24 protein-coding genes are annotated in these 25,174 nt (G+C 74.1%); 5 read left to right on the forward strand and 19 right to left on the reverse strand.

The window, feature by feature from the left end; translation table 11 throughout:
• Nucleotides 1-3: 3 nt before the first annotated feature.
• The 6 genes from ACF1ED_RS22695 to rsmI all read right to left on the reverse strand — a co-directional run bounded on the left by ACF1ED_RS22695 (nucleotide 4) and on the right by rsmI (nucleotide 5,844).
• Nucleotides 4-924, reverse strand: a complete 921-nt coding sequence (locus tag ACF1ED_RS22695; protein WP_391763170.1) for a 4-(cytidine 5'-diphospho)-2-C-methyl-D-erythritol kinase — start codon at nucleotides 922-924, stop codon at nucleotides 4-6.
• On the reverse strand, nucleotides 921-1,805 hold the full coding sequence (gene rsmA, locus ACF1ED_RS22700; RefSeq protein WP_391763172.1) for a 16S rRNA (adenine(1518)-N(6)/adenine(1519)-N(6))-dimethyltransferase RsmA: 885 nt from the start codon (nucleotides 1,803-1,805) through the stop codon (nucleotides 921-923). Before rsmA ends, ACF1ED_RS22695 begins: the two co-directional genes overlap by 4 nt.
• 111 nt (nucleotides 1,806-1,916) lie before the next feature.
• Entirely contained in the window at nucleotides 1,917-3,206 is a 1,290-nt protein-coding gene (locus tag ACF1ED_RS22705) for a ubiquitin-like domain-containing protein (RefSeq protein ID WP_391763174.1), read from the reverse strand.
• 72 nt (nucleotides 3,207-3,278) lie between these two features.
• A complete protein-coding gene (locus ACF1ED_RS22710) occupies nucleotides 3,279-4,148 on the reverse strand; it encodes a TatD family hydrolase (protein ID WP_391763176.1) in 870 nt (289 codons plus the stop codon).
• Nucleotides 4,149-4,377: 229 nt separating this feature from the next.
• The gene (locus ACF1ED_RS22715; RefSeq protein WP_391763178.1) at nucleotides 4,378-4,806 is read right to left on the reverse strand and encodes a hypothetical protein; all 429 of its coding nucleotides are present in this window, start codon (nucleotides 4,804-4,806) and stop codon (nucleotides 4,378-4,380) included.
• A gap of 192 nt (nucleotides 4,807-4,998) precedes the next feature.
• On the reverse strand, nucleotides 4,999-5,844 hold the full coding sequence (rsmI, locus tag ACF1ED_RS22720; RefSeq protein ID WP_351103490.1) for a 16S rRNA (cytidine(1402)-2'-O)-methyltransferase: 846 nt from the start codon (nucleotides 5,842-5,844) through the stop codon (nucleotides 4,999-5,001).
• A 121-nt stretch (nucleotides 5,845-5,965) separates the two neighbouring features.
• Here rsmI and ACF1ED_RS22725 point away from each other — a divergent pair, with 121 nt between their 5' ends.
• Nucleotides 5,966-7,723: a dolichyl-phosphate-mannose--protein mannosyltransferase gene (locus tag ACF1ED_RS22725; RefSeq protein ID WP_391763180.1), complete on the forward strand. Its 1,758-nt coding sequence runs from the start codon at nucleotides 5,966-5,968 to the stop codon at nucleotides 7,721-7,723.
• A gap of 93 nt (nucleotides 7,724-7,816) precedes the next feature.
• On the opposite strand, the gene ACF1ED_RS22730 is transcribed toward ACF1ED_RS22725, so the two are convergent.
• The 4 genes from ACF1ED_RS22730 to ACF1ED_RS22745 all read right to left on the reverse strand — a co-directional run bounded on the left by ACF1ED_RS22730 (nucleotide 7,817) and on the right by ACF1ED_RS22745 (nucleotide 12,741).
• Nucleotides 7,817-9,148 carry a hypothetical protein gene (locus ACF1ED_RS22730; RefSeq protein WP_391763182.1) on the reverse strand — a complete coding sequence of 444 codons (1,332 nt, stop codon included), beginning with the start codon at nucleotides 9,146-9,148 and terminating at the stop codon, nucleotides 7,817-7,819.
• A gap of 136 nt (nucleotides 9,149-9,284) precedes the next feature.
• Nucleotides 9,285-9,914 carry a hypothetical protein gene (locus ACF1ED_RS22735; RefSeq protein ID WP_391763184.1) on the reverse strand — a complete coding sequence of 210 codons (630 nt, stop codon included), beginning with the start codon at nucleotides 9,912-9,914 and terminating at the stop codon, nucleotides 9,285-9,287.
• A gap of 2 nt (nucleotides 9,915-9,916) precedes the next feature.
• The gene (locus ACF1ED_RS22740) at nucleotides 9,917-12,220 is read right to left on the reverse strand and encodes a hypothetical protein (RefSeq protein ID WP_391763186.1); all 2,304 of its coding nucleotides are present in this window, start codon (nucleotides 12,218-12,220) and stop codon (nucleotides 9,917-9,919) included.
• A complete protein-coding gene (locus tag ACF1ED_RS22745) occupies nucleotides 12,220-12,741 on the reverse strand; it encodes a hypothetical protein (RefSeq protein ID WP_391763188.1) in 522 nt (173 codons plus the stop codon). The genes ACF1ED_RS22740 and ACF1ED_RS22745 overlap by 1 nt, the downstream gene beginning before the upstream one ends.
• 221 nt (nucleotides 12,742-12,962) lie before the next feature.
• Here ACF1ED_RS22745 and ACF1ED_RS22750 point away from each other — a divergent pair, with 221 nt between their 5' ends.
• The 3 genes from ACF1ED_RS22750 (at nucleotide 12,963) to ACF1ED_RS22760 (ending at nucleotide 16,092) form a co-directional block, all read left to right on the forward strand.
• A complete protein-coding gene (locus tag ACF1ED_RS22750) occupies nucleotides 12,963-14,594 on the forward strand; it encodes a penicillin-binding transpeptidase domain-containing protein (protein WP_391763190.1) in 1,632 nt (543 codons plus the stop codon).
• Nucleotides 14,595-14,740: 146 nt separating this feature from the next.
• Entirely contained in the window at nucleotides 14,741-15,250 is a 510-nt protein-coding gene (locus ACF1ED_RS22755; protein ID WP_391763192.1) for a YbaK/EbsC family protein, read from the forward strand.
• Complete coding sequence (locus tag ACF1ED_RS22760; RefSeq protein WP_391763194.1) at nucleotides 15,247-16,092, forward strand: EamA family transporter; 846 nt, start codon at nucleotides 15,247-15,249, stop codon at nucleotides 16,090-16,092. The genes ACF1ED_RS22755 and ACF1ED_RS22760 overlap by 4 nt, the downstream gene beginning before the upstream one ends.
• A 24-nt stretch (nucleotides 16,093-16,116) precedes the next feature.
• Here ACF1ED_RS22760 and ACF1ED_RS22765 read toward each other — a convergent pair whose 3' ends face one another.
• The 8 genes from ACF1ED_RS22765 to ACF1ED_RS22800 all read right to left on the reverse strand — a co-directional run bounded on the left by ACF1ED_RS22765 (nucleotide 16,117) and on the right by ACF1ED_RS22800 (nucleotide 22,363).
• Nucleotides 16,117-16,512 (reverse strand): hypothetical protein, encoded by a 396-nt coding sequence (locus ACF1ED_RS22765; protein WP_391763196.1) that lies wholly within the window; start codon nucleotides 16,510-16,512, stop codon nucleotides 16,117-16,119.
• Nucleotides 16,509-17,129: an RNA polymerase sigma factor gene (locus ACF1ED_RS22770; protein WP_391763198.1), complete on the reverse strand. Its 621-nt coding sequence runs from the start codon at nucleotides 17,127-17,129 to the stop codon at nucleotides 16,509-16,511. The genes ACF1ED_RS22765 and ACF1ED_RS22770 overlap by 4 nt, the downstream gene beginning before the upstream one ends.
• 66 nt (nucleotides 17,130-17,195) lie before the next feature.
• Nucleotides 17,196-17,690, reverse strand: a complete 495-nt coding sequence (locus ACF1ED_RS22775; protein ID WP_391763200.1) for a hypothetical protein — start codon at nucleotides 17,688-17,690, stop codon at nucleotides 17,196-17,198.
• A 112-nt stretch (nucleotides 17,691-17,802) separates the two neighbouring features.
• A complete protein-coding gene (locus tag ACF1ED_RS22780) occupies nucleotides 17,803-18,537 on the reverse strand; it encodes an SDR family NAD(P)-dependent oxidoreductase (RefSeq protein ID WP_391763202.1) in 735 nt (244 codons plus the stop codon).
• Nucleotides 18,538-18,545: 8 nt separating this feature from the next.
• A complete protein-coding gene (locus ACF1ED_RS22785) occupies nucleotides 18,546-19,712 on the reverse strand; it encodes a serine hydrolase domain-containing protein (RefSeq protein ID WP_391763514.1) in 1,167 nt (388 codons plus the stop codon).
• Between the two features lie 43 nt (nucleotides 19,713-19,755).
• Nucleotides 19,756-20,517, reverse strand: a complete 762-nt coding sequence (locus ACF1ED_RS22790; RefSeq protein ID WP_391763204.1) for an energy-coupling factor ABC transporter ATP-binding protein — start codon at nucleotides 20,515-20,517, stop codon at nucleotides 19,756-19,758.
• 5 nt (nucleotides 20,518-20,522) lie between these two features.
• Nucleotides 20,523-21,284, reverse strand: a complete 762-nt coding sequence (gene cbiQ, locus ACF1ED_RS22795; protein WP_391763206.1) for a cobalt ECF transporter T component CbiQ — start codon at nucleotides 21,282-21,284, stop codon at nucleotides 20,523-20,525.
• Between the two features lie 2 nt (nucleotides 21,285-21,286).
• On the reverse strand, nucleotides 21,287-22,363 hold the full coding sequence (locus ACF1ED_RS22800; RefSeq protein ID WP_391763208.1) for an energy-coupling factor ABC transporter permease: 1,077 nt from the start codon (nucleotides 22,361-22,363) through the stop codon (nucleotides 21,287-21,289).
• A gap of 158 nt (nucleotides 22,364-22,521) precedes the next feature.
• Between ACF1ED_RS22800 and ACF1ED_RS22805 the strand changes: the two genes are divergently transcribed.
• On the forward strand, nucleotides 22,522-22,869 hold the full coding sequence (locus tag ACF1ED_RS22805) for an SsgA family sporulation/cell division regulator (RefSeq protein ID WP_391763210.1): 348 nt from the start codon (nucleotides 22,522-22,524) through the stop codon (nucleotides 22,867-22,869).
• Nucleotides 22,870-22,965: 96 nt separating this feature from the next.
• On the opposite strand, the gene ACF1ED_RS22810 is transcribed toward ACF1ED_RS22805, so the two are convergent.
• A complete protein-coding gene (locus tag ACF1ED_RS22810; RefSeq protein WP_391763212.1) occupies nucleotides 22,966-25,137 on the reverse strand; it encodes an MMPL family transporter in 2,172 nt (723 codons plus the stop codon).
• Nucleotides 25,138-25,174: the final 37 nt, after the last annotated feature.

Below are 25,174 nucleotides of genomic sequence, written 5' to 3' on the forward strand. Positions count from 1 at the left end.
CGGTCAGGGCAGGACGGTGGCGCCCGGGGCGGGAGAGGTCGCGGTGTGGGTGGCGCGGCAGGTGCCGGAGGCCCGGAGGGCCGCGGCGACCTGCTCCGCCGCCTCCGCGTCCTTGACGAGGAACGCCGTGGTCGGGCCGGAGCCGGAGACCAGGGCCGCCAGGGCGCCCGCCTCGGTGCCGGCCGCGAGGGTGGCGGCGAGGGAGGGGCGCAGGGAGAGCGCGGCGGGCTGGAGGTCATTGGCGAGGGCGCCGGCCAGCGCGGTCGTGTCGCCGGTGCGCAGCGCTTCCAGCAGCGCCGGGGAGACGGCCGGCCCGGGGACGTCGGCGCCTTCGGCGAGGCGGTCGAACTCGCGGAACACCGTCGGCGTCGACAGGCCGCCGTCGGCGACCGCGAAGACCCAGTGGAAGGGCCCGGCCACCGGCAGCTCCGTCAGCCGCTCGCCGCGGCCGGTGCCGAGCGCCGCGCCGCCGACGAGGCCGAAGGGCACGTCGGAGCCGAGCTCGGCGCAGATGTCGAGGAGCACGTCACGCGGGGTGTCGAGGCCCCACAGCGCGTCGCAGGCGAGGAGGGCGCCGGCGCCGTCCGCGCTGCCGCCCGCCATGCCGCCGGCCACCGGGATCGCCTTGGCGATGTGGAGGTGGACGTCCGGGGAGAGGCCGTGCCGGGCGGCGAGGAGCGTGGCGGCGCGGGCCGCGAGGTTGGTGGCGTCCAGCGGGACCCGGTCCGCGTCGGGGCCCTCGCAGGTGACCGTCAGCCGGTCGGCGGGGGCGGCCGTGACCTCGTCGTACAGCGACACCGCGAGGAAGACGGTGGCGAGGTCGTGGAAGCCGTCGGGGCGGGCGGCGCCCACCGCGAGCTGCGCGTTGACCTTGGCCGGGACCCGTACGGTCACGGCCGCCGCGTCCGTCGCGCCGCCGTTCACGCCTTCGCCTCCGGCTTGTTCTCCGCGATCCGGGCGAACTCCTCCACCGTCAGCGCCTCGCCGCGCGCCTGCGGGGAGATCCCGGCCTTCACCAGGGCCTCCTCGGCGGCGGCGGGCGAGCCGGCCCAGCCGGCGAGGGCGGCCCGCAGGGTCTTGCGGCGCTGCGCGAAGGCCGCGTCGACGACCGCGAAGACCTCGGCCTTGGAGGCGGTGGTCGCGACCGGCTCGGCGCGGCGGACCAGGGAGACGAGGCCCGAGTCGACGTTGGGCGCGGGCCAGAAGACGTTGCGGCCGATGGAGCCGGCCCGCTTGACCTCGGCGTACCAGTTCGCCTTCACCGAGGGGACCCCGTACACCTTGTTGCCCGGTCCGGCGGCGAGCCGGTCCGCGACCTCGGCCTGGACCATGACGAGGGTCCGCTCGATGGTCGGGAAGCGGTCGAGCATGTGGAGCAGCACGGGCACGGCCACGTTGTACGGGAGGTTGGCGACGAGCGCGGTCGGCGCCGGGCCCGGCAGCTCCTGGACGAGCATCGCGTCGGAGTGGACCAGCGCGAAGCGGTCCTGCCGGTCCGGCATCCGCGCGGCGATCGTCGCCGGCAGCGCGGCGGCCAGGATGTCGTCGATCTCGACGGCGGTCACCCGGTCGGCGGCCTCCAGGAGCGCCAGGGTGAGGGAGCCGAGTCCGGGCCCCACCTCGACGACCACGTCGTCCGGGCGCACGCCGGCGGTGCGGACGATGCGCCGGACGGTGTTGGCGTCGATGACGAAGTTCTGGCCCTTCTGCTTCGTGGGGCGCACGCCGAGGGCGGCGGCCAGCTCACGGATGTCGGCGGGGCCGAGGAGGGCGTCGGGGCCGTCGGGGCCGGTGGTGGTGCTCACCGGTACAGCCTAGGCCCTGTCCCGCTCCGCGCCCGAAAGGCCCGCGCCCGGTACCGCGGGCGCGGGCCCCGGGCCCGGGCCGGCCGGGGGGACCGCCCCGGCCGGCGGCTCTCATCCGAAGAGGCGGCGCCCGCAGTGCGGCCAGGGGCCGGCGCCGCGCTGGACGTACAGCTTCTTCGCCCGGAAGGTCTGCTCCGCGGCGGGGGCGTCCTGGGCGACGCCGCTGCCGCCGAGGGAGCGCCACGTGCCGGGGTCGAACTGGTAGAGCCCGCCGTACGTCCCCGAGGGGTCGACCGCGTCCGGCCGGCCGCCGGACTCGCAGGCGGCGAGCGCGCCCCAGTCGAGGCCGTCGGCGCCGGCGACGGAGGCGGGCAGCGGGCGGGTGCCGACCCGGACCTTGCGGGAGACGGGGTCGCGGACGAGCTCCTCGCCGGTGCGGCGGGGCCGCTGCTTCACGCCGTTGACCGACCGGACGCGGTACGTGATCCGGCGCAGGCCCGGGACGCCCTGCCGCTCGACGACCTCGGTGCCGGCGAAGAGGGCGGGGTCGCGGACCCGCTCGACGGCGTACGGCACGGCCTCGTCGCGGGTCTGGGTGGAGCCGGTGATCCGCAGCACGGTGACGGTCTGCCCGTCGCGCGGGAAGGCGTCCCGGGGCACCGAGGTGGTGTCCTCGCCGCCGAGGGTGATCCCGGCCTCGTCGAGGGCCTCGCCGACCGTGGCGGCGTTGGTGCGGACGGTCCGCTCGCGCCCGTCGGCGAGGAAGGTGACCGCGCGTTCGGTGCGGACGTCGAGCGCGAGGCCGGTGCGGGAGATCGCGGCGGAGCGGGAGACCGACAGGTAGGCGCCCTCGGCGCGGACGCCGAGCTGGCGCAGGGCGCCGTCGACGGTGTCGGCGGTGGTCCACACCTGGCGGCGGTGCCCGTCGAGGGTGAGGGAGACCGGGCGGCCGTAGCGGAGGACGATCTCGTCGCCGCTGGCCAGCGCCTCGCCGGGGGCGGGGGCGACGAGGTCGTGCTCGCCGAGCTCCAGGCCCTCCTCGGTGAGGAGCTCCCGCACGTCGTCGGAGAAGGTGTGCAGGGTGCGCGGGACGCCGTCGACGGAGAGCCGCACGGCCTTGTCGTCGGCGACGAAGGCGCTGGTGCCGCCGGCCAGGAAGGCGACGACGAGGGCCTGCGGCACGAGCCGCCGCAGTCCGTCGCCGGCCGGGCGGGCGGCCCTGCGGCGCCGGGTCCCGCGCCGGGCGGCGGCCCGGCCCTGCGGGGGCACGGGGGCGGCGGCGGGCGCGGGGGCGGGGGGCGGCACCGTCAGCGGGGCGATCTGGGTGGGCTGCTCGTGGAGGGGCAGCGTGGCCGCCGCCCCCCGGCGTCCGGCGCGGTGACTGCCCTGGGAAGTGCTCACGAGGCCGGGACCCTAGCCCCGGCGCCGGTCACTCTCCAAAACCACCCGGCTACGACACGTAACCGTTATGGATCAGTAATCGAAGGCGCGGGCCGTGTTCACCGCGAGCGCCTCCGCCATCGCGTTCTCGTCGATGCCGCGCACCGCCGCCATCGCCCGGACGGTGACCGGGATCAGGTACGGGGCGTTGGGGCGGCCGCGGAAGGGCGCCGGGGTGAGGAAGGGCGCGTCGGTCTCGACCAGGACGAGGTCCAGCGGGGCGACGGCGAGGGCGTCCCGCAGCGGCTGGGCGTTCTTGAAGGTCATGTTGCCGGCGAAGGACATGTAGTAGCCCTTGGCGGCGCAGGTCTCCGCCATCTCGGCGTCGCCGGAGTAGCAGTGGAAGACGGTCCGGTCGGGGGCGCCCTCCTCGTCGAGGACGCGCAGCACGTCGGCGTGGGCCTCCCGGTCGTGGATGACGAGGGTCTTGCCGTGCCGCTTGGCGATCTCGATGTGGGCGCGGAAGGAACGCTCCTGCGCGGCCATGCCCTCGGGGCCCGTGCGGAAGAAGTCGAGGCCGGTCTCGCCGACGCCGAGGACGTGCGGGAGGGCGGCGAGCCGGTCGATCTCGGCGAGCGCGTCGTCGAGCGCCGCGTCGCCGCCCGCGTCCCTGGCCCCCTGGCGGGACCAGCCGTCGGGGTCCCCGAGCACGATCCGGGGCGCCTCGTTGGGGTGCAGGGCGACGGCCGCGTGCACGTTGGCGTGGGCGGCGGCGGTCTCGGCGGCCCACCGGGAGCCCTTCACGTCGCAGCCGACCTGCACGACCGTCGTCACGCCGACGGCCGCGGCCCTGGCCAGCGCTTCCTCGACCGTGCCGGACTGCATGTCGAGGTGGGTGTGCGAGTCCGCGACCTCCACCAGGAGGGGTTCGGGCAGCGGCGGCGGGGCGTCCTTGGCACTCATGGCCCCGATCGTACGAGGGCCGTGAGCGGGTCCGCGCGGCGGTTTCGGCCACGGGCACCGCGGCGCGGCGGTCGGGCGGCCCCCCGGCGGTCCTGCGGTCCTGCGGTCCGGAGGCGGAACCCCGGTTTCCGTTCCCGGGAACGGAAACCGGGAACGGAAACCGGGGGACGGAAACCGGGAGACGGATACCGGGAACGGATCCCGGGAGCGGAATCCGGGGAGCGGAATCTCAGTGACGGGAGCGGAACGGGTGCAGCAGGTCGGAGAGGTGCCAGTGGTGCGGGACCGGCGGCCGCTCCTCGCCCTCGCCGCCGCCCTCGGTCAGCTCCTGCCCGATCGGCCCGGTCAACGAGACGGGCCTGGCCTCCTTGGCCCCGCGCCCGTGGTGCTCCATGGACGCGATCTGGTCGAGCACGGTCGACACCTGGCCGGCGCGCATGATGCGCACCACGTGCCCGCCGCAGTTCATGCAGGTCGGACTCGACAGCGGGGAGGGAACCCGCTCGCCTTCCGCCTTGTACACGACGAACGCCTGACCGCGCGCGTCCGTGTGGTGCTCGATCTCGTAGGACTGCTCCCAGCCGTACCCGCACCTCATGCAGGCGAAGGCGTAGGACTCATGGGCGACGGGCGTTCCGGTGCCGGTGGTCTCGCTCATTCCAGCTCCTCTCCACTGGTCCAGTGGACGCCTTTTCGGGCCGGAGCGCATCAGCACGGAAGAAACCATGGAAGGACCGTGGAGCGGTTTTTGGCGTTCCCTTGCCAAGCGCCCTGCGAAGCTTCCCGGCGCCGGTTTCGGCTTTGCCTTTCAGGTTAGCCCTTTACCGTTTCCGGGGCTCGCAGACCTTTTTCACGACGCGTTCTTTGCCGCCACCACCGCATCGAAGACCTCCCGCTTGGGCAGCCCCGCCTCGGCGGCGACCGCGGCGATCGCCTCCTTGCGCCGCTCCCCCGCCTCCTCGCGCACCCGCACCCTGCGCACCAGCTCGGCCGCGTCCAGCTCCTCCGGGCCGGTCTCCGGGGCGCCCTCGACGACGACCGTGATCTCGCCGCGCACCCCTTCCTTCGCCCAGGCCGCGAGCTCGCCCAGCGGGCCCCGCTTGACCTCCTCGTACGTCTTGGTCAGCTCGCGGCAGACGGCGGCCCGGCGGTCCGTGCCGAAGACCTCGGCCATCGCGTCGAGGGTGTCGTCGAGCCGGTGCGGGGCCTCGAAGTAGACGAGGGTGCGCCGCTCGGCCGCGACCTCCTTCAGCCGGCCGAGCCGCTCGCCCGCCTTCCTCGGCAGGAACCCCTCGAAGCAGAACCGGTCGACCGGCAGCCCGGAGAGCGCGAGCGCGGTGAGCACGGCGGACGGGCCGGGGACGGCCGTCACCTTGATGTCCGCTTCTACGGCGGCGGCGACCAGCCGGTAGCCGGGGTCGGAGACGGACGGCATGCCCGCGTCGGTCACCAGGAGCACCCGGGCGCCGCCGGCCAGCGCCTCGACCAGCTCGGGCGTGCGGGCCGACTCGTTCCCCTCGAAGTAGGAGACGACCCGGCCCGTCGTGTGCACGCCCAGCGCCCGGGTCAGCCCGCGCAGCCGGCGGGTGTCCTCGGCCGCGACGATGTCCGCCCCCTCCAGCTCGGACACGAGCCGCGGCGGCGCGTCCGCGATGTCGCCGATGGGGGTCCCTGCGAGTACCAGCGTTCCAGTCACCCGCCCATCCTCCCAGCCCGCGCCGGCCGAAGGGCACGCCCGCGCCCCGGGACCGGCCGGGAGGCACGCCCCGCGCCCCCGGACGGGCGACGCGCACAGGCGCAGTCCCTACGATGGCGCGGTGACCCGTACCGCACCCGAGGCCCTGGAGGGCCAGCACCCCATGGCGCCGACCGTGGCAGAGCCCTCGTCGTGGCAGCTGCGGCTGCGGCGCTTCGGCTACCGTCCGCCCGCCGCCGGCACGCTCTCCATCGGCACCAGGGACCGGCTCGACCCGCCGTACACCCGGCCCTCGCCGCGGGTCATGTCGCTGCTCGGTCTCGGCCCCGCCGCGGCCGACCGGGTGTGGCGGCTGGCCGCGTGGGGCGGCCCGCTGCTGGTCGCGGCCGTCGCGGGCGTGCTCCGCTTCTGGAACCTGGGCAAGCCGCACGCGGTGATATTCGACGAGACGTACTACGCCAAGGACTCGTGGGCCCTGATCAACCAGGGGTACGAGGGGGCGTGGCCCAAGGACATCGACAAGACGATCCTGACGAACCCCGGCTCGGTCCTCGTCCCGACCGACCCGGGCTACGTCGTCCACCCGCCCATGGGCAAGTGGGTCATCGGCCTCGGTGAGAAGATCTTCGGCTTCGAGCCGTTCGGCTGGCGGTTCATGGTCGCGCTGCTCGGGACGCTCTCCGTCCTGATGCTGTGCCGGATCGGCCGCCGCCTCTTCCGCTCCACCTTCCTCGGCTGCCTGGCGGGCCTGCTGCTCGCCGTCGACGGCCTGCACTTCGTGATGAGCCGCACCGCGCTCCTCGACCAGGTGCTGATGTTCTTCGTGCTGGCCGCCTTCGGCTGCCTGGTCCTGGACCGGGACCGCACCAGGAAGCGGCTCGCGGCGGCGCTCCCGGAGGACGAGGAGGGCGTGCTGCGGCCGGACGCGGAGGTCGCCGAGACCCTGCGCCTCGGCTGGCGCCCCTGGCGGATCGCGGCCGGCGTGATGCTGGGCCTGGCGGCGGCCACCAAGTGGAACGGCCTGTACGTGATGGTCGGCTTCGGCCTGATGACGGTCCTGTGGGACGTCGGCGCCCGCCGCACGGCCGGCGCGGTCCGGCCGTACCTCGCGGTGCTGAAGAAGGACGTGCTGCCCGCGTTCGTGTCGGTCGTGCCGGTGGCCCTCGTGACGTACCTGGCGACCTGGACGGGCTGGCTCGTCACCGACAAGGGCTACTTCCGCCACTGGGCCGAGGACCAGGACAAGCTCCCGAACGGCGGCGGCACCTGGTCCTGGCTGCCGGACTGGCTGCGGAGCCTGTGGCACTACGAGACCGAGGTCTACGAGTTCCACGTGGGCCTCACCTCGCCCCACACCTACGAGTCGAACCCCTGGTCGTGGATCGTCCTCGGCCGCCCGGTCTCCTACTTCTACGAGTCCCCCGCCCCCGGCACCGCCGGCTGCCCCGCCTCCGCCAAGGAGAAGTGCGCGCAGGAGATCCTGGCCCTCGGCACCCCGCTCCTGTGGTGGGCCGCCTGCTTCGCCCTCGTGTACGTCCTCTGGCGCTGGGCCTTCCGCCGCGACTGGCGGGCGGGCGCGATCGCCTGCGCGGTCGCCGCGGGCTGGGTCCCCTGGTTCCTCTACCAGGAGCGCACGATCTTCCTCTTCTACGCCGTCGTCTTCGTCCCCTACCTGTGCCTGGCGGTCGCGATGATGATCGGCGCGATCATCGGCCCCCGGGGCGCCACGGAGAGACGCCGCACCTTCGGCGCGGTGGCCGCGGGCTGCCTGGTCCTCCTGATCGTCTGGAACTTCATCTACTTCTGGCCGATCTACACCGCCACGCCGATCCCGATGGACCAGTGGCGGGCCCGGATGTGGCTGGACACCTGGGTCTAGCGGGGCGAACGCGACGAGAGGGCGCGACCGGCGGTCGCGCCCTCTCGGGGTTCCCGAGGCCCCCGGAATCCTGGAATCCCCGGGGTCCTTCGGTCAGAAGATCAGGTTGTACGCGTTCCAGCCGCCGCCGACGAGGGTGCGGGAGGACGCGGGCTGGAGCGATCCGTTCCGGTAGGTCCCGGCGTACAGCCAGAGCTGCCCCCCGGCGTCACGGGCGACGACGTCCGGGTGACCGCCCTGGAGGTCGCCGGTGCCGGCGAGGGCGGTGTAGACCTGCCAGCCGCCGCCGACCTTGGTCCGCGCCTCGTAGGGCCGCGCCGGCGCGGAGCCGTCGTAGTCGTCGCGCTCGTACTTCCACAGCACGCCGGCCTTGTCCCGGGCGAGGGCCCCGCCGCCGAGGGAAGTCAGCGCGTCGTAGGCGTTCCAGCCGCCGCCGACCGCGACGCGCGGCTCGAAGAGGACGTCGAAACCGGCGGGGCGCTCGGCGTCGCGGACGTAGTTCCACAGGACGCCGCCGGTGTCGCGGGCGACGAGCCCGCCGTCCCGGCCCACGAGGGCGGTGTACTTGTTCCAGCCGCCGCCGACCCGCACGCGCGGCTTGAACGGGGTGGCCGGGTCGTTGGGCACGCCCTCGTAGAACCAGAGGACGCCGTCCCGGTCGCGGGCGACGACGTCGCCCCGGCCGTTGCTGCCGGTCTCGTCGAGCGGCACGACCGCCGTGTACTGCTGCCAGCCGCCGCCGACCCGGACCTTGCGCTCCAGGGGGCGCGTGGCGTCGCCGGTGCCCTTGTACGTCCACAGGACGCCGTCGCGGTCGCGGCCGAAGAGGTAGGGGCGGTAGGCGGAGCCCTTGACGACGTCGACGCCGACCGTGCCCGCGGCGACCGTCGCCCCGGCGGCGTCCTTGAGGGTCACGGGCGCGTCGAGGGCGCCGATCCACTCCAGCCCCTCGGGGAGGTCGAGGGTGACGGCGTACGCGATCGAGGCGGCCGCCTGCGCCACCGGGAGGTCGAGGACGACCCGGGCCGGGCCGGTCTCGTCCTCGTCCAGGCTCGTGCCGTCCCACTCGCAGGGGGCGAAGGCGCCGCCGGCGACCGAGCAGGTGGAGTCGATCATGGCGGCCAGGCGGTGGTCGGTCATGCCGCCGCCGGGCCAGCCGGTGACCGGCAGCTCCACGCGGGCCGTCAGCGGGCCCGTCGTCCCGGCGGTGGGCTTCGCGGTGAACCGCAGCGTCACCGGGCCCTCGGTGCCGGACGGGACCGTCAGCCGGCCGCCGTCCTGGACGACCGTGCCCACCTCGGCGGCGGCCGGGGCCGCCGCCACGGGTGCCGTCGCTGCCAGGGCCGGCGCTCCCCCGAACACCAGCGGAACGGCACCGGCGAGCAGAGCGGTCGCCACCACCACGGCCTTGCGCGTGCGCGTCATGGAAAATTCCCCCCAGAAGTGACCACAGATGTACGTCTGCCGCGGGAGCCGTCCGACAACAGGCCGCCCCCGCAGCCGCGTTCACCTCATAGACACGCGTGCGCCACCGATGGTTGTACGGTCCTCGGGGGCCGTTTCACCCCCGGGCGGGAGTGTCCGCCGGAATCGTGCAGCGGGCGTCCTCGTGGGCCTGCTCGGCGGCGATCTCGGCGAGGCGGCGGAGGTCGTCGAGGCGGTCGGCGGGGGCGGGCGAGCCGAGCTCGACGGACGTGCTCAGAGCGGCGTCGCGGTACGGAACGCACGCGGAGTTGACCGCCGCGACCCGCAGGATGTCCGGGGTCGTGGTGAAGGCCCAGCGTCCGGCCTCGAAGGGCTGCGGCTTCCGCCCGTTCGTGCTGTCCAGCACCTCCTTCCGCCACGCCTCCTCGTCCCCCCATCCGGCGAGCTCCGTGCGCACCAGGAGCAGCCGGGTGCCGTCGCCGCTCACGGAGCAGCTGGACCTGTGGTCCACGTCGGTCTCGCCGGACCCCCGGTACCGGTGGTCCTCCCAGGGGATCCGGTAGGAGGTCGCGTACGGCAGGAGCCGGTTCAGGATGTCCGCCGCCTCCTGGGAGTCCCCGAACGACGGGCAGAGGTCGGCCGCCGCGATCGTCCCCTTCGGCTTCTTGAAGGGGGGCGTGTTGGTGGCGTAGCTGATCCCCGCCCAGGCGGCGGCGATCACGAGGACGACGAGAGCGGCGATGCCCCGCTTCTTCGTCTTGTTCATGGTCACTTGTCCTTCTCCAGCGCGTTCGGGACGCCCACGCCCTCGCAGTAGTCGCGGATGTTCGTGTGGGCGGTGGTGAAGCCCGCCTCGGCCTGCCCCGCGATCGAGGACACCACGCTCGGGTAGGACACGCCGGTCTTCTTCTCCGAGTCCTGGGCCGCCTTCTCCACGAGGGCGAAGGTCGACTCGCGGGTCGCGTTGATCTCCTCGCCGTTGCGGTAGATGACCTCGCCGGTGCTGTCCTTCATCAGGCCCTCGGTGAGGCTGCCGATGATCTCGCCCGCCACCGTCTCCGCGACGCCGCCGACGATGACCCCGCCCGGACCCACCATCGAGGCGGTGCCGACGCCGACGCCGATGCCGACGAGCGACTCGCCGAGCTCGCCCGCCTTCGTGATGGCGTCGTTGAACTCGGCGTCCTTGTTGCCCGCGTCCAGCTCGGCGGCGTACGCGCGGCCGGCTCCGAGCATGCCCTGGATCTCGCCGGCGTTGTGCGCGACGGCCTCGGTGGCCTTCCCCAGGTTCTGCGCGGGGGTGTTCCCCTTCTCGTCCACGAAGGCGTCGGGGTGGGCGAAGTGGTACTCCAGCATCCCCGCCGTGTAGGCGTGCTGGCCGACGCTGACGGCCGCGTACCCCTCGGGGTTCTGTCCCACGGTGTACAGGAAGCGGGTGAGGTCCTGCTCGTTGAGGGGTGCGGCCGCTCCGGCGATCGGATAGAGCTTCTCCTCGCCGGCGTCGCCCGCGCGCAGACCCCTGTGGATGTCCGCCATGTACTCCGCGGAGATCTGGCCCATGCTGTCCGACATGAAGCTGTTGTCGGTGAGGCGGGAGGGCTTCTCGGAGACGGACTTGACGATGTCGCCGTACAGCTGCGCCTGCTCCTCCGAGTGGACGCTCGTCGCGGAGGTGGGCAGTTCGCCGGCCGGGTGGCCCGTCGTCGCCGCCTCCAGCGCGGCCGCCAGGTAGTTCTTGCCGGAGATGCTGTCCTCGCCCTCCGAGTCCTGCTCCTGCATCCACTCCCGCTCCTCGAAGAGGTACTGGAAGTTGGAGAGGCCGATGTGGCCCTTCTTGCCGTTGCCGTCGGTGTCGCGGGTGAAGGGGTTGTTCTCGGTGTCCTTGGCGATGAACTCGGAGTTGAAGAACTCCGTGGCCGCGTCGGGGCTGTTGGAGAGGGCCTTCATGTAGCCGGTCACCGGGTCGAAGCCGAAGTCGGTGCCGGTGGTGTTCAGGTGGGGCCACAGGCCGCCGCCGTGGTAGCCCCAGATCTGCTCGGGCCGGGCGCCGTTGCGCACGCCCTCCTGCTCCTTGGCGAGCATGTTGCCGCCGTACTGGGTGAGGAAGTCGTCGTCGTAGTCGCCCCAGCGCATGAGGTTGCTCATGACGACGTAGCCGGAGAGGCCGTTGAGGCCGTTGACCGGCTTCTCGACGGCCTGGAGCATGTCGAACTTCCAGCGCGACATGTCCGTGCTCGCGCTCTGGGTGGCGTTGGCGAGGGTGAGGCCGAGCTGCTTCTGGAGGTCCTTGTACTGGTCGTAGCGCTTGCCGTCGGCGGCGTGGTCGCGGCTGTTCGGGTCGTTCAGCTGGGCCCAGAAGTCGAGGGTGCCCTGGGCGCCGAGCTTGTGGGCGAAGGTGGAGGCGAAGAGGTCGTCGCCGCTGTACTTGGTGAGGCCCGCGAGCAGCCGGTCGAACTCGGCCTCCGACATCTTGCTCGGGTCCTTCTTCGCCAGCGCCGCGAGGTCCTCCGCCGTCCTCATGGCGTCGGCGGCCTGGTCCCGGTCGGCGTACTTGGCGTCGCCGAAGCCCTTCTCGGCCTGGTCGACGAGGGCGCGCAGGACCTTGGCGGCGGAGCTGTCGCTCTCGGCGGCGCTCCTGAGGATGCCGTCGATCCGGTCGCGGACGCCGTCGACGGTGCTCTGCTTGACGTCCTTGCCGGCGTCGCCGTCCATGGCCTTGGCCACGAAGTTCTTCCCGGAGGGGACGACGGAGACCATCTGGAGCCGGGCCGTGGCGATGGCCCCCTCCAGGTCGGTCTTGAACTTCTTCAGCTCGCCGAGGGTGTCGCGGATGATGTTGCGGACGGAGGTGGCCTGGGTGTGCGCGTCGCCGAACTCGCCGGCGGTCTTGTCGATGAACTTCCGTCCGACCTGCGAGTTCACGCCCTGCCAGTCGGCCTTGGCGGCAGCGCCCTTGAGGCCCTCGCTCGCGTCCTTCTCCAGCTTCTCCAGGTTGGTGACCAGGGTGTTCCAGTCGGTCAGCGCGGCGTCGAGCGTGCCGAACTTCGCGTGCAGCAGGGTGTCGAAGTCCATCACTTGCCGTCCTTCTTGTCGCCCTTGTCTTCCTTGTCGCCGTACACGAGGTCGTTCGGCTTGCCGGGCTCGGAGGCCCGCTCGTCGAAGCCCGCGTCCAGGGTGGCGATGCCGCTCATGCGCCGCTCGATGAAGATCTCGTCGCCCGCGTGGGCGTTCTTCGTGTAGTCCATGTGGTTCGAGATGTGGGCGCAGGCGTCCATGAGGTCCGCCAGCGCGGACGCCCACTTGACGGAGACGTGGCTGAGCGCGCCGCCCAGGTCGAAGCCCTGGCCGGAGAGGTCGGAGGCGGCGGAGTCGGTGGTGGTCTCGGCCACCCTGCCCTCGCGCCACAGCCGGTTGTAGAGCCCGAAGGCGTGGTCGCCGATCTTGGAGAGGTGCTCGTTGACGACCTTGAGGTCGCCCTGGCTGTTGGTGGACAGCGACTTGCCGTCCTGCTCGTCCGGCACCCGGTTCAGCTGCATCCGGGTCGACGACCCGGCCGCCTCTGCCTTGAGCTGGTTCCATTCGTCCCACGCCACGGTGGTTCCTCCCCGTCGATGCGGTAGCAACGCCAGGCGGCATCCTAATGAGGGACCCGGCAGGCACCACCGGTGGGACGGGGGCTTCCCGCGCCTTCACGGGCGCTTCGCACCAGGGAACGTCTTCTGCGGCGAATGTGACGGGTGTGGCCTACCGTTCTCGACAGGTGTCGGTGGCGGCTGCTTGACTCGATGGTCCACACGGGGAGGGGAATCCAGTCATGCGCAGTGGAGCGAAGGTCGGGATCGTCGGAGGCGTGTTCGTGGTCGTCGCCGGCGGGGTGGCGTACGGGGGGTACAACCTCTGGAACGGGGTGACGGGCGGCGCGTCGCCGGACGTCGGGACGCGGTCGGCGCCGAGGACGGGGCCCCTGAGCGCCGACGAGGTCACCACCACCGCGCGGGACTTCCTCGCCGCCTGGGCGGCCGGGGAGGCCGACCGGGCCGGTCAGCTGACGAACGACCCGGTGACGGCGGGCCCGGCGGTCGCCTCGTACCGGGAGGGGGCCGGGGTCTCGGAGGCGAGGATCACGCCGGGGACGCCGACGGGGGCGGTCGTGCCGTTCACGGTCGAGGCGACCGTGACGTACGACGGGGTGTCGAAGCCGTGGACGTACGAGTCGAAGCTCAGCGTCGTGCGCGGCGAGTCCACCGGCCGGCCGCTGGTGCGCTGGACGCCCGCCGTGCTGCACCCGAAGCTGACCGCCGGCGCCACCCTGCGGACCGGCACCGCGAAGACGCCGCCGGTGAAGGCGCTCGACCACGAGGGCGTCGCGCTGCCGCCCGAGAAGTACCCGTCGCTGGTGCCCGTCCTGGACGCGCTGCGGCAGCGGTACGGCGGGAAGGCCGGCGGCGAGGCGGGGATCGAGACCTGGATCGAGAACGCGAACGGCACGCCGACCAGCACGCTCCTGGTGCTGTCGGCGGGCAAGCCCGGCGAGCTGCGGACGACGATCGACGCGGGCGTGCAGGCGGCGGCCGAGAAGGCCGTGAAGGAGTTCCCGAAGGCGGCGGTGGCGGCGGTCGAGCCGTCGACGGGCGCGGTCCGGGCGGTCGCCAACAACCCGGCGTCCGGCTTCAACACGGCGTTCCAGGGGAGGCAGGCGCCCGGCTCCACGATGAAGATCGTGACCGCGGCGATGATGATGCGGTACGGGGTGGCCGGGCCGGGGACGCCGGTGGAGTGTCCGCCCTCCGTGCTGTGGGACGGGACCCGCTTCGAGAACCTCAGCGGCTTCTCCACCAAGGGCGATCTCACCAACGCCTTCGCGATGTCCTGCAACACCGCCTTCATCAAGGCGATCCCCCCGCTGAAGGACAAGGGCGTCCACAACACCGCACTCGGCGACACCGCCCGCAAGTGGTTCGGGATCGGCGAGGTGTGGTCGGTCGGCGTGCAGACCGAGGACGGGTCCGTGCCCGAGTCCAGCGGGTCCGAGACGGCGGCCTCGTACATCGGGCAGGGCCGGATCACCATGAACGCGCTCAACATGGCGTCGGTGTCCGCGACCGTGAAGAACGGCGGCTTCCGCCAGCCGTACCTGATACCGGAGGACGCGGACGGCCGGAAGTTCGCGGAGGCCGAGCGGCTGCCGGGCGAGGTGACCCTCGGACTGCAGAAGATGATGAACGCGGCGGCCACCGCACCGCGCGGGACCGCCGTCAAGGCCATGGCGGGCGTCCCATGGCCCAAGGGCGCGAAGACGGGTTCGGCGGAGGTCGAGGGGCAGACGTCCAACAGCTGGTTCACCGGCTACTCCGGCGACCTCGCCGCGGCGGCCGTCGTCGAGGCGGGCGGCCACGGCAGCGACGCGGCGGGCCCGGTGGTGGCGGCGGTGCTGAAGGCGGGCTGACCGGGGAACGCGGGGCGGCGGGGTCCGGGCCGACCCGGTCGGGGCCCGTGGGGTCGGGGTCGGGGCCCGTGGGGTCCGGGTGGCGTGCGGTCCGGGTACCGGAAAGGCGTCGCGTGCCTCGTACACGTACCGCTACGGTGCGGGGCATGACGACCGACGCTCCTGACGCCGCCACCTCCTCCGCCGCCGCCCACCCCCGCTTCGCCGCCGCGCTCGCCGAGCTCGGCCTCGACGTCGAGGTCCGCCGCTTCCCGGACGAGACCCGCACCGCGCAGCAGGCCGCCGACGCGATCGGCTGCGCGGTCTCCGAGATCGTGAAGTCGCTGATCTTCGCGGCCGACGGGGTGCCGGTGCTGGTGCTGATGGACGGGGCCTCGCGGGTGGACGTCGAGCGGGTGAGGGAGGCGCTGGGCGCCGGGGAGGTCACGCGGGCGGACGCGCGGGTGGTCCGGGAGACGACCGGGTACGCGATCGGGGGCGTCCCGCCCTTCGGGCACCTCACCCGGACCCGCGTGCTGGCCGACGAGGGCCTGCTCGGCCACGCCCTGGTGTGGGCGGCGGCCGGCACCCCGCACTCCGTCTTCGCCCTGCCCCCGAAGGAACTGGTCGCCCACGCGGGCGCGACCGTCGTGGACGTGCGCGAGCACGCGGCGTGACGCCGCTGGTCGCGGGTGCGGTGCTGATCGCGGCGGTCACGCACGCCTCGTGGAACGCCCTGGCCCACCACATCCGCGACCAGCTCGTCTCCTTCACGCTCATCTCCGGCGGCGGGGCGCTGATCGGCCTGGCGCTGGTCCCCTTCGTCCCCCTCCCGGCGGCGGGCGCCTGGCCGTACCTGCTCGCCTCGGCCGCCCTGCACGTCGCGTACTACCTCCTCCTCATGAAGTCCTTCACGCTCGGCGACTTCGGGCAGGCGTACCCGATCGCGCGCGGTACGGCGCCGCTGGTCGTGACGGCCCTCGCGGCGGTCTTCGTCGGCGAGGTGCCGGACGGGCGGCAGCTCACGGGCGTGGCGGTGGCGTGCGCGGGCCTGACGGGCCTGGCGCTGTGGGGCGTCCGGGGGAAGGGCGCGCACCGGCCGGCCCTGCTCGCGGCCCTCGCCACCGGCCTGTCCATCGCCCTGTACACGGTCGTCGACGGCGTCGGCGTCCGCGCCTCCGGCACCGCGCTCGGCTACATCGCCTGGCTGATGGTCCTGGAGGGGCTGTGCATCCCGGCGTACGCCCTGGCGGTCCGCCGCCGCGCCCTCCTCCCGGCCCTCCGCCCCCACGCCGCCCGGGGCCTGCTCGGCGCGGCCCTCTCCGTCGCCGCCTACGCCCTCGTCCTCTGGGCCCAGACCCGGGCCCCGCTGGCCCCCGTCGCCGCCCTGCGCGAGTCCTCCATCATCGTCGGTGCCGCCATCGGCGCCCTCCTCTTCAAGGAACGCTTCGGCGGCCCGAGGATCGCCGCGGCCGGCCTGATGGTCATCGGCATCGGCCTGATGCTGCACACGGCCTGAGCCCCCGTCCGCGGGCACCCGGCGTCACGGCGGGGGGTCCGCGACCGACGGGGTCGACGGGGCGGACGGGGCCGACGGGGCCGAGGGGCCGGGCGTCGGAGTGGCGGGCGGCGGCGAGGGCGCGGGGTCGCTGCGGGTCGGGGGGTGGGCGGGCGGGGCGGGAGTCGGCGCGGTGCCGGTGGGGAGCAGGGCCAGGACCACGACGGCGGCCGCGGCCGCGACGGCGGCGAGGACGGTGCCGTAGACCCGGCGGACGCCCCAGGCGCGGCCCTCGGGCGGGGCGGCGGGACGGAGGTCGTGGGGGCCGAGGAGCGCGGCGCGGGCGACGAGGGCGGCGCGGAGGCGGGCTTCGGTGCGCGTCGGGCCGGCGGGAGTGCCGCCGGGGGTTCCGCCGGGGGTGCCGCCGTGGGGTGGGGTCATCGGGACGCCTCCAGTTTCTTCTCCAGGGCGTCGAGGGCTCGGCTGGCGGTCGATTTGACGGTGCCCCGGGAGAGGCCGAGGGTGTCGGCGATCTGGGCTTCGGTGAGCTCGGACCAGTAGCGGAGGACGAGCACCTCGCGCTGGCGGTGGGTGAGTCCGGCCAGGGCGGCGAGGACGTCGCGGTGTTCCTCGGCGAGCAGGAGGGCCTCGTCGACGGGCGGGCCCGCTGCCTGGTGGGGCGGGGTGTACGCGCGGGCGGTGCGGCGGCGGCGCAGGACGGAGCGGGCCGCGTTGACGACGGCGGTGTGCAGGTAGGCGCCGGGGTCCTGGAGGCCGGCGAGCGAGGTGCCGTACGCGCGGCAGACCGCGGCGAAGGCGTCCTGGACGACGTCCTCGGCCGTGTGCAGGTCGTCGACCAGGAACAGCGCGAGCCGCACCATGTCGAGCCGCCGGGCCCGGTACAGGTCGGTCAGGGAGGGCGGTCGCCCCTCGTCGTGCCACGCCGGCAGCGCGCGCGGGTGGCGCCCCCGGGTCACGTGGGCGTCCTCGGCGCGCGACACGCGGGCGAGGAGGCGGGACCACCACGACGGCGGTGCCGCGGATATCGCGTACTGCATGGGCCTCGTTCCGGGGGGCCGGCGGGGAGGGGCCGGCGATCGGCCCGCCCCTCCCCTTGCCTGACGCTACTTCGTGGTGCCGGCGCCGGGGTGGACCACCCGGGGCGCTTCCTCCGGAGCCGCCGGAGCGGGCACGGAGGCCCGGTCCGGGACCGGAGCGGGAGCGGGCACGGAAGGCCGGTCCGGGACCGGAGCGGGCGCCGGGGTGGAGGCCCGGTCCGGAACCGGAGCGGGCGCCGGGGTGGAGGCCCGGTCCGGAACCGGGGCCGGCGCGGGGACGGAGGCCCGGTCCGGAGCCGGGGCGGGAGCGGGCACGGAAGGCCGGTCCGGGACCGGGGCGGGAGCCGGGGTGGAGGCCCGGTCCGGCGCGGGCGCGGAGGCCCGGTCCGGAACCGGGGCCGGGGCCGGGGCCTCGTCCGGCACCGTGGCCTTCGGCGCGGCCGGGGCGGGCGCCGGGCCCTGGTCGGCGACGGCCTGGGCGGTGAAGGCGCCGCCGAGGAGGAGGGCGACGGCGCCGACGGCACCGAGGATCCGGGGGCGACGCGTGGATGCGGTGGACATGGGGCTCTCCCGAGGAGACGAGGGAACAGGGTCTGAAGGGCGCCTTCAACCCACCAGACGTGCGACGCCTCCCGAGGTTGCGCCCCGGCCGGAAAATTCTCCGGGGCGGCCCTCAGTCGCCCAGGATCTCCCGGAAGTGCCTGTTCACCGCCATGAGGCCGCCGTCGACGCGGAGGGTGGTGCCGGTGATCCAGGCGGCGTCGGGGGAGGCGAGGAAGGCGACGGCGGCGGCGATGTCCTCGGGGGTGCCGACGCGGCCGAGGGGGTAGGCGCGGGTGCCCAGGGCCTTGAGGGCGGGTTCGCGGCCCGCCCAGGAGGGGGTGGCGACGGTGCCGGGGTTGATCTGGTTGACGCGGACGCCGAGCGGGGCGGCCTCGCCGGCCAGGGTGCGGGTGTAGGAGCCCAGGGCGGCCTTCGCCGCGCTGTAGGCGTGGTCGCCGAAGTCGGCCTCCGCGTTGACCGAGCCGATGGTGACGACCGCGCCCCGGGTGGCCGTCAGGTGCGGGAGGGCGGCCCGGGAGCAGTGGACCGCGCCCAGGAGGGTGCCGTCGAGCTGGCGGCGCCAGTTCTCGTCGGGGTCGTCGACGAAGGGGACGAAGGCGTTGTTGACGAGGACGTGGAGGGCGGGGAGGCCGCCGATCAGGCGGTCGGCCGCCTCGCGGTCGGTGATGTCGAGGTGGTGCGCGGTGGCGTGCGGGAGGCCGGCCGCCACCTCGCGGGCGGCCTCCTCGTCGATGTCCGTGACCAGGACGCGGGCGCCTTCCGCCGCCAGGCGGCGGGCGGTCGCCGCGCCGATGCCGCTGCCCGCGCCGGTGATCAGGGCCGTCTGTCCTTCGAAGCGGTTCATGCGCCCCATCAGAGCAGGGACTTGACCGCTCTCACCAGGGCCTGGGCGCGCGGGTCCGAGGTGACCGTCTTCCGCATGCCGTTGGTGACGTAGGCGAAGGCGGTGCCGGACTCCGGGTCGGCGAAGGCGAGGGAGCCGCCGCGGCCGGGGTGGCCGAAGGAGGTGGGACCGAGGAGCGGCGAGGCGGGGCCGTGGAGCATGTGGCCGAGGCCGAAGCGGGTGCCGACGAGGAGGACGCGGTCCGTGCCGGCGGACTCCTCGGTGCGGGCCAGGGCGAGGGTCGCGGGGGCGAGGAGGCGGGGGGTGCCGTCGGGCAGCGGGCCGAGGGCGGCGGCGTAGAAGCGGGAGAGGGCGCGGGCGGTGGCCACTCCGGCCGAGCCGGGGAGTTCGGCGGCGCGGTAGGCGGGGGCGTTCTCGTCGGGCTTCGGGGTGATGACCTCGAAGGCGCGGCGGGTGAGGGAGCCGGGGTCCTGCCACGCCTCGGTGACCGAGCGCTTGGGGCGGAGGCGGAGGGCGCCGGTGTCCTCGGGGGCGTCGACCGGGGCCAGGCGGCCGACGCGGTGCTCCTCGGTGGCCGGGAGGCCGATCCAGAGGTCCAGGCCGAGGGGGGCGGCCAGCTCCTCCGCGACCCAGCGGCCGATGGTGCGGCCGGTGACGCGGTGGACCAGGCCGGAGAGCAGCCAGCTGAAGGTGTGGGCGTGGTAGCCGTGGGCGGTGCCGGGCTCCCAGGCCGGGGCCTGGGCGGCGATCGCGGCGGTGGACGCCTCCAGGTCGGTGGCCTCGGCGAGGGTGAGGGGGCGGTCGAGGACGGGGACGCCGGCCTGGTGGGCGAGGAGCTGCCGTACCGTCACCCGGTCCTTGCCGGCCGCCTTGAACCCGGGCCAGTACGTGGCCACCGGGGCGTCCAGGTCGATCCGGCCGCGCTGGTGGAGGAGGAGCGGGACGGCGGCGGCGACGCCCTTGGTGGCCGAGCGGACGACCTGGGCGGTGCCCTCCGTCCAGGGGGCGGTGCCGTCGGCGTCCTTCGTGCCCGCCCACAGGTCGACGACCTTCACGCCGTCGCGGTGGACGGCGACGGCCGCGCCCTTCTCGCCGCGCTGCTCGAAGTTGCGCAGGAACGCGTCCCGGACCGGCTCCCAGCCGGGTGCCACCGTGCCCTGGACCTGGGCGTCCACCTGATCCACTTTCATCCTTCCGTACGAACCGGGCCCCATCGTCTCAGGCGACGGAACCCGGCACGAATCCGAAGGGCAGTTCGAGGCGGTGGCGGCGCATGAGCTCCTCGTCGGAGAGGATCTCGCGGGTCGGGCCGTCGGCGGCGATCACGCCCTCGCTGAGGACGAGCGAGCGCGGGCAGAGCTCCAGGGCGTACGGCAGGTCGTGGGTGACCATGAGGACGGTGACGTCCAGCGCGCGCAGCACGTCGGCGAGTTCGCGGCGGGAGGCCGGGTCCAGGTTGGAGGACGGCTCGTCGAGGACGAGGATCTCCGGCTCGGTGGCGAGGACGGTCGCGACGGCGACCCGGCGCCGCTGGCCGAAGGAGAGGTGGTGCGGGGGCCGGTCGGCGTACTCGGCCATGCCGACCCGGGCGAGCGCCTTCTCCACGACCGCGTCCAGCTCGGCGCCGCGCAGACCGGCCGTGGCGGGGCCGAAGGCCACGTCCTCGCGGACGGTCGGCATGAAGAGCTGGTCGTCGGGGTCCTGGAAGACGATGCCGACCTTCCGGCGGATCTCCGCCATGTGCTTCTTGCCGACCGGCAGTCCGGCGACGGTGACGCTGCCCGCGCCGGCCGCGAGGATGCCGTTGAGGTGGAGGACGAGCGTGGTCTTGCCGGCGCCGTTGGGGCCGAGGAGGGCGACCCGCTCGCCCCGCCCGATGGTCAGGTTCACGCCGAAGAGGGCCTGGTGGCCGTCGGGGTAGGCGTAGGCGAGGCCGCGCACGTCGAGGGAGGGGGCCGGGGTGGGGCCGGTGGTGGTCATGGTGGTCATCCCAGGAGGGCGAGGAGGCTGATCGGGAGGGCGGCGAGCGGCGGCGCGAGGGCCGCCGCCCACTGGGCGCGGGTGGCCGGGCGCTCGTCGAGGACGGGCATGGCGCCGGTGTAGCCGCGGCTGACCATGGCGAGGTGGACGCGCTCGCCGCGCTCGTACGAGCGGATGAAGAGGGCGCCCGCGGACTTGGCGAGGACGCCCCAGTGGCGGACGCCGGACGCCTCGAAGCCGCGGGAGCGGCGGGCGACGGACATCCGCCGCATCTCGTCGGTGATGACGTCCCCGTACCGGAGCATGAACGAGGCGATCTGGACGAGCAGGGACGGCAGGCGGAGGCGCTGGAGGCCGAGGATCAGGGCGCGCAGCTCGGTGGTGGAGGCGAGGAGCACGGAGGCGGCGACGCCGAGGGTGCCCTTGGCGAGGATGTTCCAGGCGCCCCAGAGGCCGGGGACGCTCAGGGAGACGCCGAGGAGGACCGTCTGCTCGCCGGGCACCACGAAGGGCATGAGCAGGGCGAAGGCGACGAAGGGGACCTCGATGACGAGCCGGCGGAGCAGGAAGCCGGCCGGGACGCGGGCGATCGCGGCGACCGTGCCGAGCAGCGCCGCGTAGAGCGCGAAGGCCCAGACGGCCTCGCGGGGCGTGGTGACGACGACCAGGACGAAGCCGAGGACGGCGACGAGTTTGGTGTGCGGGGGCAGGCCGTGCACCGGCGAGTCCCCCCGCCGGTACAGCTTGTGCGCGTGCCCCGCTCCCATCGTCAGACCCGGGCGCCGGTGTCGGCCGTGTTCCTGCGGCGGCGGACCGCCCAGAAGGCGCCGGTGCCGACGGCCAGGGTGGCGCCGACGCCGATGACGCCGGCGAGGCCGCCGGAGATCCGCTTGATCTCGATGCCCGCGATCTCGTAGTCGGCGAGCGGGGAGCCGGCGGTGGCGTGCTCGTGCTCCTCGGCCTTGGCGTCGATGCCCTGGTCGGCGGCGACCTTCTCCAGGCCGTCGGGGCTTTCGGAGGCGTAGAAGGAGACGACGCCGGCGAGGACGAGGGCGGTGACGACACCGCCGATCCACACCTTCCTCGGGGAGGCCGCGGGCGCCGGGTCCGGCTCGGCGGCCGGCGCCGCGTCGACCAGCTCGCCGTCGACCCGGAGTTTCAGCGGGGCGGTGAGGCCGCGGGCGCCGTGGACGAGGTCGGGGCGGACGGCGAGGACGGCGCCGACGGTGAGGGCGGTGATGACGGCCTCGCCGATGCCGATGAGGACGTGGACGCCGAGCATGGCGGTGAGGACCTTGCCGATCGGCACGTCCGTGGTGCCGCCGATGGCGTAGATCAGGGTGAAGGCGGCGGCCGAGGCCGGTACGGAGACGAGCGCGGCGACGAAGGTCGCGGCGGTGACGCCGCCCCGGGTGCGGGGCAGCACGAGCCGCAGGCCGCGGAAGAGGAAGTGGGCGGTGACGACGGTCACCACGCCCATGACGGTGATGTTGACGCCGAGGGCGGTGAGGCCGCCGTCGGCGAAGAGGACGCCCTGCATGAGGAGGACGACGGCGATGCACAGCACGCCGGTCCAGGGTCCGACGAGGATCGCGGCGAGGGCGCCGCCGAGGAGGTGGCCGCTGGTGCCGGCGGCGACCGGGAAGTTGAGCATCTGGACGGCGAAGACGAAGGCCGCGACCAGGCCCGCGAGCGGGGCGACCCGCTCTCCCCCGAGGTCTTCGGCCCGGGAGGTGCCCCCGAGCTCCTTGCGCGCGCCGCGCAGGCTCACGGCGACGGCGGCCGCGGCGACGACGCCGGCGGCGGCGGACACGGGGGCGTTGATGAATCCGTCGGGTACATGCACGTACCGAATGATGAGCGCAGCTGCAAAAGACTTGCAAGAGCGCCCGGATCACAAGATGGCGATGTGAGGCCGGACACGTCGGGAGTGAGCCCGGCAACATCGGGGAAGAATGCGACATCAAGGAGCAAATCAACCTGCTACAGCTGAGGAGCCCTCCGATGCGCGCCGTCGAGGACCACGCCCGAGGCCGCCTGATCAGTGACGCGCCGGTCTCCCGGGCCGTCCCCGTCGCCCTCCGCTACGACCCCGGCTTCTCTCCCGCGACCGTCCGCTTCGTCCTCCCCGGCGGCGTGGAGTGGTCCTTCCCCCGCGCCCTCCTGGAGGACGGGCTGCGGGAGCCCGCGCACCGCGGCGACATCGCGGTGTGGCCGTGCGGGCGGGTGCAGACGGTGGTCGAGTTCCACGGCGCGGACACGGTCTCCGTCGTCCAGTTCGACAGCACCGCGCTCACGCGGTTCCTGGAGCACACGTACGCCGCCGGCGCGTCGTCGCTCACGACGCGCTGACGGCGTACGGCCGCGTCGGCTCCCCGTCCCCACAGGTCCCGGCGCGGTCCGGGGCGCGCCCCCCGCTCAGGGGCCGCCCCGGGGACTACGGGGGTGTCACGCCTTCACGAGGTCCGGCTTCCGGTCCGCCCCGGCGTCCCGGGCAGCCAGCCCCTCGCCCTCGACGTCCACGTTGGGCAGCGCCCGGTCCAGCCACTTCGGCAGCCACCAGGCCTTGTGGCCGAGGAGCGCGAGGACGGCGGGGACGATCGCCATGCGGACGACGAAGGCGTCGAAGAGGACGGCGACGGCGAGGCCGAAGCCGATCATCTTGATCATCTGGTCGCTCATGCCGATGAAGCCGGAGAAGACCGCGATCATGATCACCGCGGCGGCGGTGACCACCCGGGCGCTGTGCCGGAAGCCGGTCACGATCGCCTCGCCGGGCCGCTCGCCGTGGACGTACGCCTCGCGCATCCGGGTGACGAGGAAGACCTCGTAGTCCATCGCGAGGCCGAAGACCACGCCGACCATGAAGATCGGCATCATCGACATGATCGGGCCGGTCTGCTCGACGCCGAACAGGCTGCCCAGCCAGCCCCACTGGAAGACCGCGACGACGGCGCCGAGCGCGGCGACCACCGAGAGCAGGAAGCCGAGGGCGGCCTTGAGCGGCACCAGGACCGAGCGGAAGACCACGGTCAGCAGGACGAAGGCGAGGCCGACGACGAGGGCCAGGTAGGGCACCAGGGCGTCGTTCATCTTCTGCGAGAAGTCGATGTTCATCGCGGTGGCGCCGGTGACGAGGACGTCGTCGCCGGTGGCGTCGCGGATGTCGTGGACCACGGTCTCGGTGGCGCCGGAGGACGGACGGTCCTTCGGGATCACCGTGATCATGGCGGCGTCGCCGGCCTTGTTGGGCGTGGCCGGGGTGACGGCGGCGATGCCGTCGAGGCCCTTGATGGTGGCGACGGTCTTGTCGGCGGCGGCCCTGTCGCCGTCGACGACGACGAGCAGGGGGCCGTTGAAGCCGGGGCCGAAGCCGTCGGACAGCAGGTCGTAGGCGCGGCGCTCGGTCGCGGAGACCGGCTTCACGCCGTCGTCGGGCAGGCCCATCTCCAGCGAGGCGGCCGGGATCGCGATGGCGCCGAGGCCGAGGACGCCGGCGAGCAGGACGAAGACGGGGCGGCGGATGACGAAGCGGGCCCAGCGGGTGCCGGCGTTCGGCTTCGCGGCCTTCGCGGTCTCTTCGGGGGCCCCGGTGCCCTTGCGCTGCTTGCGGCCGACGACCTTGTCGCCGGCGAAGCCGAGCAGCGCCGGGATCAGGGTGAGGGCGATCAGGACGGCGATGACCACGGTGCCGGCGGCGGCGAAGCCCATCTTCGTCAGCATCGGGATGTTGACGACGGCGAGGCCGACGAGGGCGATGACGACGGTGAGGCCGGCGAAGACGACGGCCGATCCGGCGGTGCCGGTGGCGCGGCCGGCGGCCTCCTCCTTGCTCCGCCCGTCGGCCAGTTCGGACCGGTAGCGGGAGACGATGAAGAGGGCGTAGTCGATGCCGACGGCGAGGCCGATCATCATCGCGAGCGTGGAGGTGGTGGAGCCGAGGTCCAGGACGCCGGCGAGCGCGGTGATCGTGGAGACGCCGATGCCGACGCCGATGATCGCGGTGAGCAGCGGCAGTCCGGCCGCGACGAGCGAGCCGAAGGTGACGACGAGGACGATGCCGGCGATGACCACGCCGACGATCTCGCCGGTGCCGGTCTCGGGCATGGTCTGGAGGGCGTCGCCGCCGACCTCGACGGTCAGGCCCTTGCCCTGGGCCGCGTGTCCGGCCTGGGTGAGGGCCTCGCGGGTCTCGTCGGTCAGCTCCATCGCGTTGACCTCGTAGGCGACGGAGACGTAGGCGATGGAACCGTCCCGGGAGACGGCCTGGGCCGCGTACGGGTCGGTGACGGAGACGATCTGGTCCGAGCCGGACTTCAGCGCGGCGACGGTCTCCTCGACGACGGCCTTGGGGGCCGCGTCGTTCATCGTGCCGCCGTCGGGGGCCTTGAAGACGATCCGGGCGGTGGCGCCGTCGGCGCCGGCGCCGGGGAAGCGCTCTTCGAGCAGGTCGAAGGCGCGCTGGGCCTCGGTGCCGGGGATGGAGAAGGAGCTGGAGGTCGCGGCGGGCGCGGTGGCGGCGCCGACCCCGGCGAGCGCGAGGAGCGCCACCCAGAGGAGGGCGACGAGCCGTCGGCGCCGGAAGGCGGTGCGGCCCAGCTTGTACAGGAAGGTGGCCACGGGTGCGTACTCCCATAGTGGGGTGGGACAGGGCATG

Source organism: Streptomyces sp. NPDC014656, from assembly GCF_043084305.1.
In the GTDB taxonomy this organism is placed as follows: Bacteria; Actinomycetota; Actinomycetes; order Streptomycetales; family Streptomycetaceae; genus Streptomyces.

Excerpts from the sequence above, each read along its gene's own strand:
- ACF1ED_RS22710 (WP_391763176.1), bottom strand. The coding sequence starts at position 4,148 with ATGAGTGCCAAGGACGCCCCGCCGCCGCTGCCCGAACCCCTCCTGGTG.
- ACF1ED_RS22715 (WP_391763178.1), bottom strand. The coding sequence starts at position 4,806 with ATGAGCGAGACCACCGGCACCGGAACGCCCGTCGCCCATGAGTCCTAC.
- ACF1ED_RS22730 (WP_391763182.1), bottom strand. The coding sequence starts at position 9,148 with ATGACGCGCACGCGCAAGGCCGTGGTGGTGGCGACCGCTCTGCTCGCC.
- ACF1ED_RS22735 (WP_391763184.1), bottom strand. The coding sequence starts at position 9,914 with ATGAACAAGACGAAGAAGCGGGGCATCGCCGCTCTCGTCGTCCTCGTG.
- ACF1ED_RS22740 (WP_391763186.1), bottom strand. The coding sequence starts at position 12,220 with ATGGACTTCGACACCCTGCTGCACGCGAAGTTCGGCACGCTCGACGCC.
- ACF1ED_RS22750 (WP_391763190.1), top strand. The coding sequence starts at position 12,963 with ATGCGCAGTGGAGCGAAGGTCGGGATCGTCGGAGGCGTGTTCGTGGTC.
- ACF1ED_RS22755 (WP_391763192.1), top strand. The coding sequence starts at position 14,741 with ATGACGACCGACGCTCCTGACGCCGCCACCTCCTCCGCCGCCGCCCAC.
- ACF1ED_RS22765 (WP_391763196.1), bottom strand. The coding sequence starts at position 16,512 with ATGACCCCACCCCACGGCGGCACCCCCGGCGGAACCCCCGGCGGCACT.
- ACF1ED_RS22770 (WP_391763198.1), bottom strand. The coding sequence starts at position 17,129 with ATGCAGTACGCGATATCCGCGGCACCGCCGTCGTGGTGGTCCCGCCTC.
- ACF1ED_RS22775 (WP_391763200.1), bottom strand. The coding sequence starts at position 17,690 with ATGTCCACCGCATCCACGCGTCGCCCCCGGATCCTCGGTGCCGTCGGC.
- ACF1ED_RS22780 (WP_391763202.1), bottom strand. The coding sequence starts at position 18,537 with ATGAACCGCTTCGAAGGACAGACGGCCCTGATCACCGGCGCGGGCAGC.
- ACF1ED_RS22790 (WP_391763204.1), bottom strand. The coding sequence starts at position 20,517 with ATGACCACCACCGGCCCCACCCCGGCCCCCTCCCTCGACGTGCGCGGC.
- cbiQ (WP_391763206.1), bottom strand. The coding sequence starts at position 21,284 with ATGGGAGCGGGGCACGCGCACAAGCTGTACCGGCGGGGGGACTCGCCG.
- ACF1ED_RS22805 (WP_391763210.1), top strand. The coding sequence starts at position 22,522 with ATGCGCGCCGTCGAGGACCACGCCCGAGGCCGCCTGATCAGTGACGCG.